Source organism: Arthrobacter sp. KKT183, from assembly GCF_055657625.1.
This window is the reverse complement of sequence record NZ_CM145770.1, coordinates 2874579-2891072: the sequence shown is the minus strand read 5'-3', so window position 1 is coordinate 2891072 and position 16494 is coordinate 2874579. Positions and strand designations below refer to the sequence as shown.

Annotated in this window: 18 protein-coding genes; 11 read left to right on the top strand and 7 right to left on the bottom strand. The window is 64.3% G+C overall.

Annotated elements, in window-relative coordinates; translation table 11 throughout:
- Positions 1 to 2: 2 nt before the first annotated feature.
- The 6 genes from ACZ2GY_RS13730 (at position 3) to ACZ2GY_RS13705 (ending at position 4401) form a co-directional block, all read left to right on the top strand.
- Positions 3 to 689 carry a nucleotide exchange factor GrpE gene (locus tag ACZ2GY_RS13730; RefSeq protein ID WP_056543333.1) on the top strand — a complete coding sequence of 229 codons (687 nt, stop codon included), beginning with the start codon at positions 3 to 5 and terminating at the stop codon, positions 687 to 689.
- A gap of 151 nt (positions 690 to 840) precedes the next feature.
- A complete protein-coding gene (locus ACZ2GY_RS13725; protein WP_277357366.1) occupies positions 841 to 1836 on the top strand; it encodes a DnaJ C-terminal domain-containing protein in 996 nt (331 codons plus the stop codon).
- 37 nt (positions 1837 to 1873) lie between these two features.
- On the top strand, positions 1874 to 2296 hold the full coding sequence (locus tag ACZ2GY_RS13720; protein ID WP_277357365.1) for a heat shock protein transcriptional repressor HspR: 423 nt from the start codon (positions 1874 to 1876) through the stop codon (positions 2294 to 2296).
- A 56-nt stretch (positions 2297 to 2352) separates the two neighbouring features.
- Positions 2353 to 2958 carry a hypothetical protein gene (locus ACZ2GY_RS13715; RefSeq protein ID WP_277357364.1) on the top strand — a complete coding sequence of 202 codons (606 nt, stop codon included), beginning with the start codon at positions 2353 to 2355 and terminating at the stop codon, positions 2956 to 2958.
- A 5-nt stretch (positions 2959 to 2963) separates the two neighbouring features.
- On the top strand, positions 2964 to 3656 hold the full coding sequence (locus tag ACZ2GY_RS13710; RefSeq protein WP_471672135.1) for a PspA/IM30 family protein: 693 nt from the start codon (positions 2964 to 2966) through the stop codon (positions 3654 to 3656).
- A 52-nt stretch (positions 3657 to 3708) separates the two neighbouring features.
- A complete protein-coding gene (locus ACZ2GY_RS13705) occupies positions 3709 to 4401 on the top strand; it encodes an SDR family NAD(P)-dependent oxidoreductase (RefSeq protein WP_346027341.1) in 693 nt (230 codons plus the stop codon).
- 25 nt (positions 4402 to 4426) lie between these two features.
- On the opposite strand, the gene ACZ2GY_RS13700 is transcribed toward ACZ2GY_RS13705, so the two are convergent.
- Genes ACZ2GY_RS13700 through ACZ2GY_RS13685 form a run of 4 tightly spaced genes read right to left on the bottom strand, consistent with a single transcriptional unit; the run spans position 4427 to position 7158 of the window.
- Positions 4427 to 5263, bottom strand: coding sequence for an ABC transporter permease (locus tag ACZ2GY_RS13700; RefSeq protein WP_277357361.1), 837 nt, complete (start codon positions 5261 to 5263; stop codon positions 4427 to 4429).
- Positions 5260 to 6192 (bottom strand): ABC transporter ATP-binding protein, encoded by a 933-nt coding sequence (locus ACZ2GY_RS13695; RefSeq protein WP_277357360.1) that lies wholly within the window; start codon positions 6190 to 6192, stop codon positions 5260 to 5262. The genes ACZ2GY_RS13700 and ACZ2GY_RS13695 overlap by 4 nt, the downstream gene beginning before the upstream one ends.
- Positions 6189 to 6497 carry a transcriptional regulator gene (locus ACZ2GY_RS13690; RefSeq protein ID WP_204532227.1) on the bottom strand — a complete coding sequence of 103 codons (309 nt, stop codon included), beginning with the start codon at positions 6495 to 6497 and terminating at the stop codon, positions 6189 to 6191. Before ACZ2GY_RS13690 ends, ACZ2GY_RS13695 begins: the two co-directional genes overlap by 4 nt.
- Positions 6490 to 7158, bottom strand: coding sequence for a hypothetical protein (locus tag ACZ2GY_RS13685; RefSeq protein WP_471672134.1), 669 nt, complete (start codon positions 7156 to 7158; stop codon positions 6490 to 6492). The genes ACZ2GY_RS13690 and ACZ2GY_RS13685 overlap by 8 nt, the downstream gene beginning before the upstream one ends.
- 102 nt (positions 7159 to 7260) lie before the next feature.
- Here ACZ2GY_RS13685 and ACZ2GY_RS13680 point away from each other — a divergent pair, with 102 nt between their 5' ends.
- Positions 7261 to 7773: a DinB family protein gene (locus ACZ2GY_RS13680; protein ID WP_346027340.1), complete on the top strand. Its 513-nt coding sequence runs from the start codon at positions 7261 to 7263 to the stop codon at positions 7771 to 7773.
- 7 nt (positions 7774 to 7780) lie between these two features.
- On the opposite strand, the gene trmB is transcribed toward ACZ2GY_RS13680, so the two are convergent.
- Both trmB and ACZ2GY_RS13670 read right to left on the bottom strand, forming a co-directional pair.
- The gene (gene trmB, locus ACZ2GY_RS13675) at positions 7781 to 8650 is read right to left on the bottom strand and encodes a tRNA (guanosine(46)-N7)-methyltransferase TrmB (protein WP_277357357.1); all 870 of its coding nucleotides are present in this window, start codon (positions 8648 to 8650) and stop codon (positions 7781 to 7783) included.
- A gap of 71 nt (positions 8651 to 8721) precedes the next feature.
- The gene (locus ACZ2GY_RS13670; protein WP_346027339.1) at positions 8722 to 9951 is read right to left on the bottom strand and encodes a M20 metallopeptidase family protein; all 1230 of its coding nucleotides are present in this window, start codon (positions 9949 to 9951) and stop codon (positions 8722 to 8724) included.
- Positions 9952 to 10271: 320 nt separating this feature from the next.
- On the opposite strand from ACZ2GY_RS13670, the gene ACZ2GY_RS13665 reads away from it, so the two are divergent.
- Entirely contained in the window at positions 10272 to 11933 is a 1662-nt protein-coding gene (locus ACZ2GY_RS13665) for a DEAD/DEAH box helicase (protein ID WP_471672133.1), read from the top strand.
- An 80-nt stretch (positions 11934 to 12013) separates the two neighbouring features.
- Here ACZ2GY_RS13665 and ACZ2GY_RS13660 read toward each other — a convergent pair whose 3' ends face one another.
- On the bottom strand, positions 12014 to 13996 hold the full coding sequence (locus tag ACZ2GY_RS13660) for a penicillin-binding transpeptidase domain-containing protein (RefSeq protein WP_471672132.1): 1983 nt from the start codon (positions 13994 to 13996) through the stop codon (positions 12014 to 12016).
- Positions 13997 to 14317: 321 nt separating this feature from the next.
- Between ACZ2GY_RS13660 and ACZ2GY_RS13655 the strand changes: the two genes are divergently transcribed.
- The 3 genes from ACZ2GY_RS13655 to ACZ2GY_RS13645 all read left to right on the top strand — a co-directional run bounded on the left by ACZ2GY_RS13655 (position 14318) and on the right by ACZ2GY_RS13645 (position 16204).
- A complete protein-coding gene (locus tag ACZ2GY_RS13655) occupies positions 14318 to 14458 on the top strand; it encodes a hypothetical protein (protein WP_471672131.1) in 141 nt (46 codons plus the stop codon).
- 386 nt (positions 14459 to 14844) lie between these two features.
- Positions 14845 to 15810, top strand: coding sequence for a hypothetical protein (locus ACZ2GY_RS13650; RefSeq protein ID WP_471672130.1), 966 nt, complete (start codon positions 14845 to 14847; stop codon positions 15808 to 15810).
- A 37-nt stretch (positions 15811 to 15847) separates the two neighbouring features.
- A complete protein-coding gene (locus ACZ2GY_RS13645) occupies positions 15848 to 16204 on the top strand; it encodes a hypothetical protein (protein ID WP_471672129.1) in 357 nt (118 codons plus the stop codon).
- Positions 16205 to 16494: the final 290 nt, after the last annotated feature.

The following is a 16494-nucleotide window of genomic DNA, read 5'->3' as shown; positions in this document are numbered from 1 at the left end:
CCATGCCTCACCACGGAAACGAAGAAGAGCATCAGGAGCCGGTCAGCTTCCGGGACAACCGGAAGATCGACCCGGAAACCGGCCAGGTCCGTGGGCAGCAGGATGCCGGCGGGACCGCCGGCTCGGATGACACTGGTTCGGCGCCCTCAGCGGGTGCCGGTCAGGAGTCCGAAGCCCCGACCGACGGCCCTGCAGACGGCCAGGACGCATTGGCCCAGGCGGAAGTCATCCTCAACGAGGCCGGTGGCGGCGAAGAGGTTCCGGCTGCTTCCACCGATGTTGAGGCCGAGCTCCGGAACGACTTCCTGCGGCTGCAGGCGGAGTACGTCAACTACCGCAAGCGCGTGGAGCGTGACCGGGACGTCGCGCGGGACATGGCAGTGATCGGCGTGTTGAATTCGCTGATGCCGGTTCTCGACGACATTGACGCAGCCCGGCAGCACGGCGACCTCGCGGACGGTCCTTTCGCAGCAATCTCCACCAAGCTGGAGAACGCGCTGAAGACCTACGGTCTGTCCCGCATCGATGAGACCGGTGTGGAGTTCGACCCGAACATCCACGAAGCCCTCATCCAGCAGCCCAGCGCCGAGGTCCAGTTCGACAGCGTCAGCCAGATCCTGCGCGTGGGTTACAAGAAAAATGACCGCGTCCTGCGTGCCGCCCAGGTGATCGTCGCAGTTCCGGAGTAGCTGAGCGCGTCCTTTCCCTCCGACCGGGGGCAACGAAATTCCGAGACTCGCAGAGCTCGCTTCGGAATATTAAAGCCCCCTTCCTCGGAGGGAAAGGACGCAACGCTTCCACGAACAGGCAACTTAGAGAGTTATAGAGAGGAGGGGTCAGATGGCCAGTCAGGACTGGGTCGACAAGGACTTCTACAAGATTCTTGGTGTGCCCAAGGACGCCTCCGACGCCGACATCAAGAAGGCTTACCGGAAGCTCGCGCGGAAGCACCACCCGGACCAGAACCAAAGCACCGGGGGCTCTGACAAGATGTTCAAGGACATTTCCGAGGCCTACTCGGTGCTGTCCGACGCTGAGGAACGCCAGCAGTATGACGCGATCCGCGCCATGGGAAGCGGCGCCCGATTCACCGCAGGGGGCCCCGGCGGCCCAGCCGGCGGCGCAGGCTTCGATGACGTCTTCGGGAACCTCTTCGGCCAGTCCGCGGGGCGTCAACGCAGCGGCGGCTTCGGCGGCGGCAGTAACCTGCCACCGGAGTTCGCTGACCTGTTCGGGGGCGCAGGCGGCTACTCGTCCGGCGGCGGTTTTCCGGGCTACCAGACGCCGCCCCGCAAGGGCGCGGACCGCACCGCCAGCACCAGCATCTCCTTCGCAGGGTCAATCCGCGGGACCACCATCGGCCTGCGTGAACCATCGGGCGAAGTCATCGACGTGCGCATTCCAGCCGGCATCCGCGACGGCCAGAAAGTGCGTGTGCGCGGCAAGGGTCAGCCGGGAGCCGCAGGCAACGGGGACCTCATGGTCACCGTCAATGTGAAACCGCATTCCTTCTTCCAGCGCGACGGCGACAACATCCGTGTACACGTGCCGGTCACGTTCCCGGAAGCGACCCTCGGAGCGCAGGTGGAGGTGCCCACCCTGGACGGCGAGAAGGTCACGGTGAAAGTCCCGGCAGGCACTCCCTCGGGAAGGACCCTGCGCGTGAAGGGCCGCGGAGTAAAGACGTCGAAGGCAACCGGCGACCTCCTGGTGACAATTGACATCGTTGTTCCACAAAATCTGAACAAAGACGCCGCAGCCGCAGTGGAGGCCTTCTCGAACGCCACGAAAGACGCTGATCCACGGGTCAATCTTGCCGAGAAGGCGCGGCTCTAAGGTGTGGGAGAGCTAGCCAGCGAAAGGGGAGCGACACATGCCTGTTGACATCAATATGCCCATCTATGTCATCTCCGTTGCGGCGGAGTTGGCGGACATGCATCCCCAGACGCTGCGTCAATACGACAGGTTGGGCCTCGTGATTCCCAGCAGGGCGCCGGGGCGTGCCCGGCGCTACTCACAGCGTGACGTCAATGTCCTGCGTGAGGTGCAGCGGCTCTCCCAGGAAGGCGTTTCGCTCGAGGGCATCAGGCGCATCCTGGAGTTGGAGAACCAGGTCCTGGCACTCCAGCACCGGGTGAGTGAACTCACGGACGAACTCGCCCAGCGCCGGAAGTCCGAGGCCACCCGTGTTTTCGCTGCCGGTCTCGCGGGCGACGTGGTTACCCTCGCCCGCGGGCAGCGTCCCCGCCCGCGCAGCCAGGCACTGATGATCTGGCGCGGCGAGCCAACCCGCTGACCGCTCCGGTGCTTCCCACGTGGCGCAACCTGCAATTCCACGGCACACTTAGATACATGCCTGAATCAGAGTTCGTTGACGCCGCGGAATTCCTGCTGGAGGGTGTTCTCCAGCTTCTCCTCTTCGGGGGTGCCGTCCTGGGAATCCTCGCGATTGGCGCTGCAACCGGAACCTGGTTGATTGTGCGCCGCATCCGTCGCTCAGGAATTCTCCGTCGCCGGATCGAGCGCGGCTCCAGCCGGCTGCGTTCCTTTTCCACGGACGCTTCGGCGCGGGAGCTCGCAAGGCTCCGGCTCCAGCTGGAGCGTTCCACTGGCGCCACGCGCCGTTCAGTTGCCGCCGCCATCGCGCAAGGGTCTCCGACGGGTGATCTGGCGGCAACGGCGGATGACCTCACGCGCGCCGAGGCAGTACTCTGCGAACGCATAGCACTTGCTGAGCGTGAACCTAACCGCGCGCTGCGCGAGGACCTCGCGAACAGCATCGGAGAGCAGGTCAACTCCCTGTGCGAACTGTCGGCCCAGCTGCGCCGTACCTTGCTGGAGGTACACCAGGAAACCGGCAGCAGGCAGCTGGAGCGGGCCACCTCCCGCCTCACCATGGAGATCGGCGCGCTGAAGACCTGGAACGCCGCCTACGGCACCGGCACCCGGCGGGCCTAGCGCCAGTGTCCGTCCGACGCCGCATCTCACGCATCATCGCCTCACGCCGAAACGCCCTTGAACCGGGCGATCCCATCACCGCCCTCGGCGAATCGCAGCGCCAACAGGAAGAGAACCTCGACCGCGCGCGCCGCAGCGTCGCTGACCTCGCCGCAGTCCGCCATCGCGTGGATACCCTTGCCCGGCAAGCAGCTGCAGATCTCGATGCGTGCAACCGGGAAGCGGAACGGGCGGTCGCGAACAACAATGACGACGCCGCCCGGTCAGCCCTGCGCCGCGCCCTGGAAATCCAGAAGAGACTCGAGACACTGACCCGCCAACGCGACGACGTCGATCAGCAGTTCCGCTCGCTGGAGTCAGACCTGTACTGGCTTGAAACCTCCCTGCAGGACAACGCGGTGCGCTACGAATCCCTGAAGGCTCAGCACGGTGCAACCCAGGCATGGCTGGACGTTCGGGGAGCAGTCTCGTCCTCCGCAGGCAACAGTATGGAAACCGCCCGCGCTGCCCGCGAGGCGGAGCAGGAAGCCCGGCGGCTGAGGCACCTGCAGGCTGCGCAGGAAGAACTCGCCTGGTCAGACCCAACTTCCGGGAAGCTCGAAGACGCCTTCGGTGAGCTGGAAGCACGCGAAGCTGCCGAGCAGGAACTCCGCCAGCTGAAGGGTCGGGTGCAGGGAAACCGTCCAAGTTCCGCCTGACAGCCCGGGCACTTCAGGGGGAACCGTCAGGGCCGGTTGTTAGGCTCAGTCAATGGATGATCTCAATGGCAACGGAATCAGCGGCAAACAGTTCCTGGTGGTCGGCGCAACGGGTGAGCTCGGCTCGCGCATCGCGGGGGAGCTGAGCTCCAGGGGAGCTGAACTGACGCTCAGCGGCAGGGACCAGGAGAAACTCGGTGCGCTCGCTGGCCGGCTTGGCGCCCAGTGCATCGCCGCTGACCTCACGCTGCCGGGCGGTCCGGCCGGCATCGTCGATGCGCTTGACGGCCAACCGCTGGACGGCGTGGTGTACGCCGCCGGTGTGGTTGCGTTCGGCGCCTTGGCGGAGCTCGACGACGACACCCTGGATGAGCTGCTCCTCACCAACTTCGTAGGCTATGCCCGGCTTCTGCGGGCAGTGCTTCCGCGCCTGGAGAAGGGCGGGCAGGTGGTTCAAATCAGCGCCGTCGTCGCCGATAGTCCCACCGCAGGAATGGCGGCGTACTCGGCCAGCAAAGCAGCCCTGAGTGCCTTCGGGAAGGCAGCCGCTCTCGAACTGCGCCGCAGCGGTGTCCGTGTGCTGGACGTGCGGCCACCCCATACCGAGACCGGCCTCGCTACCCGTCCAATCGATGGCCAGGCACCCCGCCTGCCGCAGGGCAAGGACCCGGATGCGGTTGCGCGGCGGATTGTGGATGCGATGGCTGCGGGGGAGCGGGACCTGCCGTCGTCGTCGTTCGACTGAGCGGAGGGACAGGAACGCGAAGGGGTCAGCGGAAGCGGCGGCCCTGATCGCGCCGCGCAGCCCAGAGCGCTGCCGCTCCCAGTACCAGCAGCCACGCCAGCAGGCAGACGACGGTGGTCGAGTGCAGCCCCTCACCGGTGAGCGCGAAGACGGACAGGTCCCGTGCGGCACGCGAGGGGAGGAACAGCGAAAGCGTGTTGAGCCACTCAGGGAACATCAGCGGTGGGAGCATCATGCCGCCCGCAAAGGCCAGTGGGAAGAACACCACCTGCGTCACCGCAACGGCTACCTTCGAGGTGCACAGGTGCCCGATGAACAGCCCAAGCGCCAGGAACGGCAGCCCGCACAGCAGCCACACCGCTACAGCGAAGGGAACGCGCCACCAGGGCAGGTCGCCGCTGGTGAAGGCGTCCGGTGCGGAGGTGAGCAAGGCGCCCAGAATCAGGACCGGCAGCAGCGACATGAACGCAAACAGCATTCCGGTCACCGCTCTCCCCAGGATTCCAGGCAGCGCTCCCACCGGGAGTGAGCGGACATAGCTGCTCCACGGGTTGGCGCGGTCCTCCGCCACTCCGACTCCGTAGTTGAACAGGAACGCGCTCATCACACCGAACACGCCAAGCTGCGCTATCGATTCCAGCGAGGCCATCGGATCGGCAGTCACCGCCGGCTGCGGCACCACGAAAAACATCAGCACCAGTGCCGGAAATACCACCGAGGAGATCACCGCGACCGGAATGCGCAGCTGCTCAAGGAGCTGTGCTTTCGTATGCGTGCGGATCAGTGAAAGCTGGGACGGCGCAGTGTGTGCCGTCGCGGTGTTGTGACGAGCCGCGGCGTCAGGTCCTGTGACGGTGCTCATTGCTGCTCCTTGGCGGTGAGGGAAAGGAAGGCTTCTTCGAGGGTTGCCCCATGGACCTCAAGCTGTGAGAACGGCAACCCGTCCTGAACCAGCTGCCGGACTGTGGCGTCGGCGTCCTGGGTTACCACGGTGGTGCGTCCGGTGTCAGCGACCGTGACGTCCACCGTGCCCGGGAGGCACAGGAACGACGACGCGGGCAGGTCCGTTAGGAAGGACACCTTGCTGACTGCCACCCGGCTGCGGATGTCATCCACCGTTCCGTCAGCAATGACCGTGCCCCGGTCGATCACCACTACCCGGCTGGAGAGGGCCTGAATCTCCTCGAGGTAATGGCTGGTGATGAGCAGCGTGCCGCCGGAACTGCGGTAAGTGCGAAGTTGGCTCCACAGCGTCTCGCGTGCGTCCACGTCCAGACCGGTGGTTGGTTCATCGAGGATGACCAATTCCGGCCTTCCCACAAGTGCCAGCGCTACCAGCAGGCGCCGCTGCTGGCCGCCGGAGAGGCCGCCGCACTGCTTCCGTTCCGCCTCCACCAGCCCAAAATCCTTCAGCAGCTGTGCGGACGGAATGGGGTCCGGGTAATGTCGTGCGACAAACTGCACGGCTTCATGGACTGTCAGGTTCTGCGGAACCGCAGTGGCCTGCGGAGTGATGCCGAGCCGTAAGCGCGTGCGGGGATGGGAAGGGTTCTCTCCGAATAGCCGGACGGTTCCCGAGTCAGGCCGCCGGAGCCCTGACAGCAGCCCGATCAGGGTTGACTTGCCGGCACCGTTCGGGCCAAGAAGCCCCACAGATTCGCCAGGGTGGATCTGCAGGCTCACTCCGGTGAGCGCAGCGGTCCTTCCGAAGGATTTGGTGACTGCCTCCGCAGAGGCGAGCGGCGCCGTCGTAGTCGGATGGCGCTGTACCAGTGCTGCTGGTGAGGTCATGACTTCTCCGTAAGTTCGGTGGTGAGGAGTTGATGTAGTGCCAGGCGGTAGGCGGCGTAGGCGGCGGTCCCCGCCGGGGTGATGGCCACGTAGGTTGCCGGGGTGCGGCCCTCGATGGTCTTGGAAACGGTGATATAGCCGGCGTCTTCGAGCTTGCGCAGATGGGTTGAGAGATTGCCGGCCGTCATGTCGAGGATCTTCTGCAGCTTGGTGAAGGCGATGCGGTTGCGCTCGCCGACTTCGTTCAGCGTGGTGATGGCCCGCAACCGCGACTCGGCATGGATCACGGGGTCGAGCTCAGGCATGCGCGGGCCTCCGGCGCTGACGGAGCGCCTGTACTGCGGCCCCCACAAAGAAGCCGCCGGAACCGAAAATGAAGAACACGGTGAGGAAATGTTCCGGTCCGGCGATGATCGACGCGATATCCACCACGAGGAACCAGACGCCCATGACCACCTGCACCACGTCGTTGAAGGTGGTGCCACCCGTGATGTACAGCAGGCCGACAATCAGGATGGCGATGCCATTGATGAGCATCCCCCGGAGCCAGAAGTCGTCCACTGCCATCCCGATCGTGCCGCTCAATGCCCCCATGACTATGAACCCCAAAATCCAGGCGAGCGCATAGAAGCCTCCCGTGAAGCGTGAGTGCCCGCGGATACCCCGGCCTTGACGGCCGAAAATCACGATGGTCACCGCTACACCGGCGGCAACGAGCAAGCCGAAGAGCGTGAGCGCGGTTTCGGGTTCGAGAGGAATCCAGCCGTTGCGGGAGCCATGCAGGGTGCCGAACCCGCTGAGCCAGGTGAGGGCCCACAGGAGATACACCCACGCACCGTTGCCACGCAGTTCCCGTCGTGCACGCCTTTCTGCGGCCTCAACTACGTTGAGCGCGGCGTTCAGGTCCAGGGGGCGTTCGTCGTCGGCCTGGTGTGCGCCGTCACTGAGCTTCTTTCGCGAGTTCACGCAAACTACTTTGCGGCACAAACCTGTTTGTCGCAAGAGGCAAGGTGCAATTCACCGTCACAGGATGCAGGCGAAGGGGTAGGTCTGGATACGCTTCCTCCTATGGCGATTGAACCGGATACCAAAGACTGGACCTGGGTGCTCGAGCGTCCCTGCCCCCAGTGCGGCTTCGACGCGTCGGACTATCCGTCCGAAAGCATCGCGGGAAAACACAGGCTGGACCTGCCGCGGTGGCGGAAGGCGCTTGGCAGGGCTGACGTGCGGGACCGCCCGGATGAGTGCACCTGGTCAACGCTTGAGTATGCTGCGCACGTCCGGGACGTTTACGTGCTGTTCACCGAGCGCACGGAGCTGATGCTGTCGCAGGAAGATCCCATTTTCGACGATTGGGACCAGGACCGCACGGCTCAGGAGAAGAACTACGCGGCGGAGGATCCGGGCCGCGTAGCCGACGAGCTGGCGGCAGCCGGGGAAACCTATGCGGCGCTGCTGGACTCGGTCGGGGACTGGAGCCGGGTTGGACGCCGCAGCAACGGCTCGCGCTTCACCGTGGAAACCCTTGCCCAGTACGGGCTGCACGACGTCGTCCATCACCTTTCCGACGTCCGCGCCTGACGCAGCGCTACCGGACCCGGCGGTACGCCAGGTCGAAGATCGAGCGGCCAGCGTCGTGGGCCTTGTTCTCGAAGCTCGTCAGGATGCGGCCATCGAACCGCGGCGCCCAGCCGCCGATCGAGTCTTCGCCTTCCTGGGCGGAAGCCGTCCCGGCTGGTTCGCGCCCCTCGCGGCGGGGCGTTCCGCCGACCTCGTGCTCTACACCGCTGGCCCAGATCTGGGTGAGCGGGCTGTCGGAGCCGGCGCGTTCGCCGTCGTGCAGGTTCTCGAAAAGCGGTGAGTCATCGGCGGCCGCGCGCATCTGCACTGCGTAGTCGGACCAGTCGGTTGCGAGGCGCAGAATGCCGCCCGGTGACAGCACACGGCCGGCGAGCGCAACAAAGGAGTCTTTCACCAGCCGGCGCTTGTGATGGCGGGTCTTGTGCCAGGGGTCCGGGAAAAACACCCACAGTTCAGCAACCGAGGCCGGGCGGATCATGGTGGCCAGAGCCTCTGCCGCGTTCACCTGCGCAACGCGGACGTTGGTGAGCCCGCCCTGATCGATGCGCAGCAGGGTCTGGGCGAGCCCCGGCTTGTAAACCTCGAGCGCTAGAAAGTTGCGGTCGGGATCGGCCGTCGCGGCGGCCGCCACCGCTTCTCCGAGTCCTGACCCGACCTCCACCACCAGCGGGGCGTCGCGGCCAAAGGAGGCAGCGGCGTCGTACTCCCAGGCAGGATCCACGGACGTGTCCGCTGCAGTGTTCCGGGGCACATCCACCACCAGGCCCTCGGACAGTTCAGCCCAGGCATCACGACGGCGGCCCTGCAGGCGGGAGCCTCGGCGGACGAAGGAGACCGGTTGGGTGGAGAAGGGCTGGGGTTCAGGGCGCGTGCTCATCGGTACAAGCGTAACGAGGCCCGCAAAGCCGGCGATGCCGCTGGATGGTTCCGCTGGGTAGTGCCGCCGGGTCAGGCGCCGGACAACTCGGCGATCCGCGCCATCGCCAGCTGCGCATAGAGCGCGGTGCCGTCAGCCAGGATGCTGTCATCGAAGGCCGCGTAGGGAGAGTGATTGAAGGCGGTACCCGCCGGGTCCACACCGGGTTGAACCGCGGACAGGAAAACGAAGCTTCCGGGCACGGCGGCGAGCACCCGGGAGAAATCCTCGGAGCCGCTGAGCGGGTTCACCATCTGCGTGTACCGTTCGTCGCCGAAGAGGTCGCGGACGTGCTTCTCGATGTTCGAGGTCTCGCCGGCGTCCGTCACGGTCAGCGGGTACTCCGTTTCATACTCGACGGTCGCGTGAAGCCCGTGCGCCTCGGCAATGCCGTTCACCAGCCGGGGGATGGCGGTGCGCATCAGCTCCCGGTTCTGCTCGGAGAACGTCCGGATCGTCGCTTCGATGCGCGCGGATTCGGGGATGACGTTGCGCTTGGTTCCGGCGTGCAGCAGGCCAACGGTCAGTACCGCGGGGTCGAACATGTCGAACTGGCGGGTGATCATCGTCTGGAGGCTGGTCACGATCTCCGCCGCAACGGTGACCGGATCCTTCGCGCGGTGGGGCGCTGACCCATGACCGCCGGCGCCGTGGACGGTCACATACAGCCCATCCGATGCTGACATCAACGTTCCAGGCCTGCTGGCAAAGAGGCCGTTGGGCAGCAGTGAGGACACCACATGGATGCCATACGCAGCATCGGGCCGCCGCCCGGCTGCCTCAAGCACACCCTCGCGGATCATCACCCCTGCACCGTCGAAACCCTCTTCGCCCGGCTGGAACATCAGGACGACGTCGCCGGCCAGTTGGTCACGTCGGTCGGCAAGGATCCGCGCGGCTCCGGCGAGCATTGCGGTATGCAGATCATGCCCGCAAGCATGCATCGCGCCATCGATGCGCGACGCGTAGGGCGCACCGGTCTGCTCCTGGACCGGAAGCGCGTCCATGTCACCGCGCAGCAATACCACCGGCTTCCGGGAGGCCGACGACGGCGCCGTTCCGCGCAGGACAGCCGTCACCGACGTCGTATCCCTGCCCATGCTTACCTCGTAGGGCAGTCCATCGAGCGCTTCCAGCACCTTTTCCTGCGTCCGCGGGAGGTGCAGTCCGATCTCCGGCTCCTGATGCAGCCGATGGCGTAGCTCCGTCACTTCCCCGGACAAATCTGCAGCATGTGAGCGAATAGCGGCGGCGGTGGACATGGTTCCTCCTGCGTGGATGACGAGGTGTGTCGGTGAGCAGGCATGGTGGGCTTGCTCACACAGACCCCATCCTCACGAACCGTCGTCGGGACCGCAACCTCACCACTGATAGACTGGTTCCACTTGCTTGCGGCATCTGGAGCTTTTCCTGGAGATTTCCGGGTTCCTTCAGCCGCAGCCTGCGTCGATGAACGCATTCTTTTGTCCCGCGCTATCTCCCAAGATCGTGAGAGCGGTTGACACTGTCTGACTTTCCTTCGGCGGACTCTGGGCACCAACCGGTGCGCAGGGAAGATGAGAAGAAAGTTCGTGTACTTTACATGACTACCTTTGCTGCGCTTGGCGTGCCCACAGCGCTGGTCCGTTCCCTCACCGACCAGGGAATCACCGAACCGTTCCCCATTCAGGTCAAGACCCTCCCCGACACGCTCGCGGGCCGGGACGTCCTTGGCCGCGGCCGCACCGGCTCCGGCAAGACCCTGGCCTTCGCGCTGCCTATGGTGTCGCGTCTTGCCGAGCGCGAAGCTGCCTACCGCCGCAAGCCCGGCCGTCCGCTGGCTCTGATCCTTGCTCCTACGCGTGAGCTCGCTACGCAGATCAACGCCACCGTTGAGCCTCTGGCCTCCGAACTCGGTCTCAACACCACCGTCATCTACGGTGGCGTGTCACAGGCCCGCCAGGAGAAGGCGCTGCGTGCCGGCGTCGACATCGTTATTGCCTGCCCCGGCCGGCTCGAAGACCTGATGCGCCAGAAGCTGGTTACGCTCGAGTCGGTCGAAATCACCGTGCTTGACGAGGCCGACCACATGGCTGACCTCGGCTTCCTCCCCGTCGTCAAGCGGATCCTCGACACCACGCCCACCGAGGGCCAGCGCATGCTGTTCTCGGCCACCCTGGACAACGGCGTGGACAAGATCGTGCAGCGGTACCTGTCCAACCCGCTGACCCACTCCGTGGACACCACGCAGGCTTCGGTCACCACCATGGAGCACCACGTGCTGCTGATCGGTGACCAGACCCAGAAAAAGCAGCTCATTGTGCAGCTCGCTTCCGGCAAGGGCAAGCGGGTGCTGTTCATGCGCACCAAGCACCACGCACGGAAGCTTGCCAAGACCCTGACCGACGCCGGCATCCCCGCTGTCGATCTGCACGGCAACCTCTCGCAGAATGCGCGTGACCGCAACCTTGCCGAGTTCTCCACCGGAGATGTCCGGGTTCTCGTCGCGACCGACGTCGCAGCGCGCGGCGTCCACGTGGATGACGTCGAGCTCGTGGTGCACGTTGACCCGCCCACTGAGCACAAGGCGTACCTCCACCGCTCCGGCCGTACTGCACGCGCCGGTTCTGACGGCACCGTTGTGACCATCACCCTGCCCGAGCAGAAGGGTGAGGTGCAGAAGCTCATGAAGGCAGCCGGAGTGAGCGTCGGGTTCGAGAACGTCTCCGCGACCTCCCCGCTGGTGGGCAAGCTCATCGGCGATGTTGCAGAGAAGGTCGACCCACGTACCCGGGCCGCGCTTCTTGCCCAGCGCGAAACCCCGCGCGGCGCAGGCTCCTCAACCGGAGCAAACGCCGAGCGCAAGCGAAACCGGCGTGCAGCCCCCGCAGCAGGCGGACGTGGCGGCCGCGGTGGGCGCGGTCGCGTCGCAGCGGACCCGCAGGGCAACCGTGCGGAAGGCAACCGGGCAGAGCGCCGCAAGGACCAGCCGCAGGCAGCGCGTTTCGGTACCGACAGCGAGCGTCGTCGTACCGGTGAAGGTACAGCAACCAGCGGCAGCCGCACCCGCCGCGCCCGTCCGGCAGGTTCCGGCGACGTTGCTGCTTACAGCACGTCGAGCACACGCGGCACACAGGGCAAAGGCCAACCCGGCTCGGGTCAGCGCAGCCACGCGCCGTCGTCGGCCGGCCGTCCCGCCGGTACCCGCGGTTCCGGCCCACGCAGGGCCGGCGCACCGGCGTCGAACGAGCGCCGCGGCCGCTAAGCAGCAATCAAACAAGTAGCACTGCCCACCGAGCTGAACAGCTTAGGTGGGCAGTGCTGTTTCACGTCGATGGCGACTGGCTACTGGCCGGCCCCGCGAAGGAATTCCTCCATCAACGGGCCGCCGGAAATGGAGCCCCGTTCGCCCTCCTCAACGAAAACGGCAACGGCCAGGTCGCCCTGAAGGGCCACCACCCAAGCGTGCGTCCGGGGCGGATCTTCCGTGCCGAATTCGGCGGTGCCGGTCTTGGCGAGGACTGGCTCGCCCGGGACGTCCGCGAGCAACTGCGCACCCCCCACCGTGACGACGGCGCCCATCATCTCCCGAAGGTCTGCCGCCTCATCAGCTGTCAGGTTGCTTGGGGCTGGAGCAGACGGTGTCTCAGCTTCTGTTTCCTCGGCTGCTTCTGCTGTTTGTTCAGTTGCGGGCTCAGCAGAAGCCGACGACGACGGCGCCTCCTCCGGCGCTGCGTTCCCGGCCAGGAGTGTGGGCGCCACCCGTTCCCCGGCTCCAACCGAGGCAGCCATGATGGCCAGGGACAGCGGAGACACCAGGACCTCGCCCTGCCCGATCATCGACGCTGCATGAGCAGTGCCATCCGCCTCCGCCGGGACCGAGCCGAAGAACGCCGGGGTCCCGATGGGAACGTCGATTCCGATGCCAAGGTCCGCGGCGGCCGAGGCCAGCGCTTCCTGGGAAACGACGTCGCGCTGCGAGATGAAGCCGGTGTTGCAGGACTGGGCAACGGCCTGGAGAAGAGGGATTTCCCCGGTGAACTGCGCGGGATAGCCGGGTACGTTGTTGAACGCGCGCCCTTCGACCACCAGCTCCTCGGGGCAGCTGGTGGTGCTCTCCGGCGTGAAGCCGTTCTTGAGGAGGGCAAGCGAGGTGGCCACCTTGAACGTGGATCCGGGCGGATACTGGCCGAGCAACGCGGTCTGCAACCCCTCACTGCCGGGACCGTTCGCGACCGTCAAAATTTCACCGGTTGATGGCCGGATGGCCACGATCGAGGATGCCGAGGGTTCTTCTGCAAGCACGCTCTCAGCCAGTGTCTGCAACGCGGGATCCAGGGTGAGTTCCAGCGGCTCTCCGGGAACCGGCGTTTTCTCGAAGAGGACTTCGCTGGTGCGCGATTCTCCCTCCCCGATCACGGCTTCGATGACCATTCCGGGGGTACCGCCCAGCTGCTCGTCATACTGCAGCTGAAGACCCGACAGGCCGGCGATGTCACCAGGTTCAAGCCGACCTTCGGACTGCTCCACCAGCTCGGCGGTCACGGGACCAACCGAGCCCAAAAGCTCACGGGCAAAGGTGCGGGTGGGAGCCAGCGACATGGTGTCCGGGATACCGGATGCTCCCGGAATCGCGTCAATCTCTTCGTCCGAGACGGGGCGGTCAACGTTGTCACGCAGGACGATCGCTTCGACGAAGGCCTGGTCGCCGGCACCCAGCACCTGCTCTGTGTAGGCGGCAGGATCGATGCCCACGAGTTCGGCCAGCGCGGCGGACGAAGATTCAAGCCCGGGTGCCTCAATGCGCGTCTTGTCGATGCCCACCCGGATGACTGGGCGGTCGGTGACCAGGACCTCGCCCCCTGCACCGAGGACTTCCGCGCGTTCGGCCGGTGTGCGTGAGACCGCAAGAGAAGCTTCAGCGCCGAGACCGTCAACGGCAACGGAGGGGTCCCAGCCCACCTGCCATTCATCATCGACTAGCGTCAGCTCGGCGGTGGTGGTGTAGGTCCAGTCCTTGTCGCTGTCATCGAGGTCCCACACATGATTCAGCTGGGCCGTCGCGGTGTCCTCTCCCGTCGATTCCACGCCGGCAACGGATACCGTCGGTGAGGCCGGGTCAAGGCCAGCGGTGATTTCTTCGAGCTGCGCAGTGGCATCCTCGACGGAGACGGCGGCGAAAGCAACGCCGCTGAGGTCCCCGTTGGTCAGTCCCTCGGCGAGACGTGTAGCCGCATCCTCAGCGGTGGGACCGTCCTGCGAGCAAGAGGTCAGCGTCAACGCCAACGCGGCAACGGTCAGCACGGACGTGATGTTGGTTTTCCCCATGGGCTCCATTATTGCCCATGCGCTTCCCGGACCGGCCGCTTACCCCGATACGCCTCGAGAGGTGTATCGGGGACTTATCAGGAACAGGCCTAAAAACCCTTCATCACGCGGACGATCTGGGTGTGACATTCATCGACAGGATTGACGCTTACGGAGCGGGCAGCAACAAAGAGCTTGTCGGTCGGTCGCTTGCCGGGTGGGGAGACGAGGCAGGCCGCAAGCTCAGCATGTACATGGCTTGGGTCTTCGACACTCAGGGAAGCCACCCCTCAGTTCTGACCGCCGGGGATTATTACCGTCAGCCCGAGGATGGTCTGGGGTATGACCTTTTCGATACCGGAACGCGTGCTGCAGAGTTGCTTTGCCTCGGTCGGCGCCGTCGACGACTATATCGACATCGTGGACGTCAAAGGCTCCCTCACCGAGCCGCTAGATCGCATTATGGTCGCTTATGCGTTGTAGTCAAGCCAATTAGCGAGATTGCTAACTTTAATGATTTGCCCCTATCCATCAGATAAAAAATCGATATCCTGCATCACCGACATCGGCCCAGTATGTTCAGTTGCTTGGCGCGGCGAGTAAAACACGATGGCGCAGTGTCAGTGCGGGGCGCCTCCACGAACAAGAAACGTTGATACTTTGAGCGAACTATAGCTAAACCAAGCCGTATGCGAGTCCGATAACTCCCCACCATTTGCTTCCCGAATGACATATTACTTTCCTATAACGATGAAAGGCATTTTTTCGCTGAGGGCTGGATGAGCGGGAGTTTCCATGACAGGTTTAGATCGATTCTCAGTAGGAAGCGAGAATCATTCACAATTAACAACTAGTATGGGGAAAACATCATGCCCTTCTCGGGATGGAAATCAATCAAGAAGACACCACTGGGGACGTGCTCCCTCCTGCTGGCAGGAGCTCTCGTCGCCACCGGCGTGACAGCGGCCAGTGCGCAGGAAGGCGATACGCTCGGAACCGCCGAAGATATAGCTGCCCATGTAGTCGCGATGGCACCGGACGGGGCAGAACCGACTGCTGCTTCGCTCGATGGGCAGATCGTGACCACTTCCACGGGAAGCACCGAAGCTCAGATTCCTTTGGACGCCAGTCAGGATATCGACGTGACGACGACGGTGGATGGTCGCGATCTGACCGCCAGCATTTCTCTTCCCTCAGGTATGGACCTCGAAGAAGGTGAACTGACCTCAGACGGCACGGTGGTGTACAACGAGCAGGCAGCGGGCACGGGCAGCCAAGGAGCGGTCGCAGTCCAGACGCTCGAAAACGGTGACACGCGGATCCAGACGGTAATAGCAGATCGTACGAGCACACATGAGTTTGGCTATGCCATGAAGGGCTTCCGCCCAGTCATCGATGATGCGGGCAACGCGACTTTTATCAGCACTAGCTCCGAAGGACCTTTCGTTCCGGTCGAGGCTGCGTGGGCGGTAGACGCAAATGGTCAACCGGTGGCCACCCACTACGAGGTGCGCGGCGACGAGCTTGTCCAAATCGTAACGCCTGATGCAACTACTGCGTATCCTGTCGTTGCCGACCCCACTTGGGGTTGGAGGAGCTTCGCTTGGGGAATGACCTTGAGTAGGTACGAAACCGCATCGATCAAGGACTACGCTGCCTCTGTCTCAATGTGCGGTGCTCTCGCCAGGAAGGCTCCTGCTGGTGCTCTTGCCTGCGGCGCGTGGGCTGGTTACCTGCTTGCGCAGGCGACGACTGCCAACAAGCTCAATCCGAAGGGCTGCCTGCACATTATTGTCGCACCAGTTCCTGGTGGCATAATTCATACACATTGCTGAGAAGCAACGCATGTCCACGTAGAACAGGGAGCTAACATTGATCACCGATCTCGCCGCAAGCGAACCGGGAACGTACATCATGACGTTCGCATTAGCTATTGGCGTTGGACTGATTCCGACAACGCATTCGAAGCGAGGGCGGATGTCAGTCGGCTTGATAACATTTGGCTTTCTCATAACCGCCTTCGCGAGTGCGGAAGAAGCCCCTTGGGCGGCGCCACTCTACGTCGTCACGTTCGCGATCACGGGAACTCTTGCTGCGGTTAATGAACTCTCAGCTAGCCCGCTGTTGATCGATGAACCCTATTGGACGAAGGTAGGACTCTTCCTCGTCCATAGCAAAAAGGTAAGGGCTGCTGCTACCAGAGGGTCGCAAGTAGAATCCTCGAAGTGAGACACCCTCAATAAGGTCCAGCCTCGACAGCATGGTCAGTCGAGGCTGGACCTTTATTATGCATAGAAAGGTCACCTCCCCGACGGCAATCCACACCGCTATTTCCGCTATCACTCCGTGGCCCTCAATCTTGGAACCACGCCGGCGTACGTGGCACTTGCCTGGCTCGCGGCGCAGAGCTCGCGCTGGATGCGGCTGCCGACCTCGTGGTGGGCGAGCGCAGTGCCAACCCCGGCTGGGTGTCGAAGGGCAGAGAGGCCTGAGGGCCCGCTCGGTGCAACGGCAGCGGT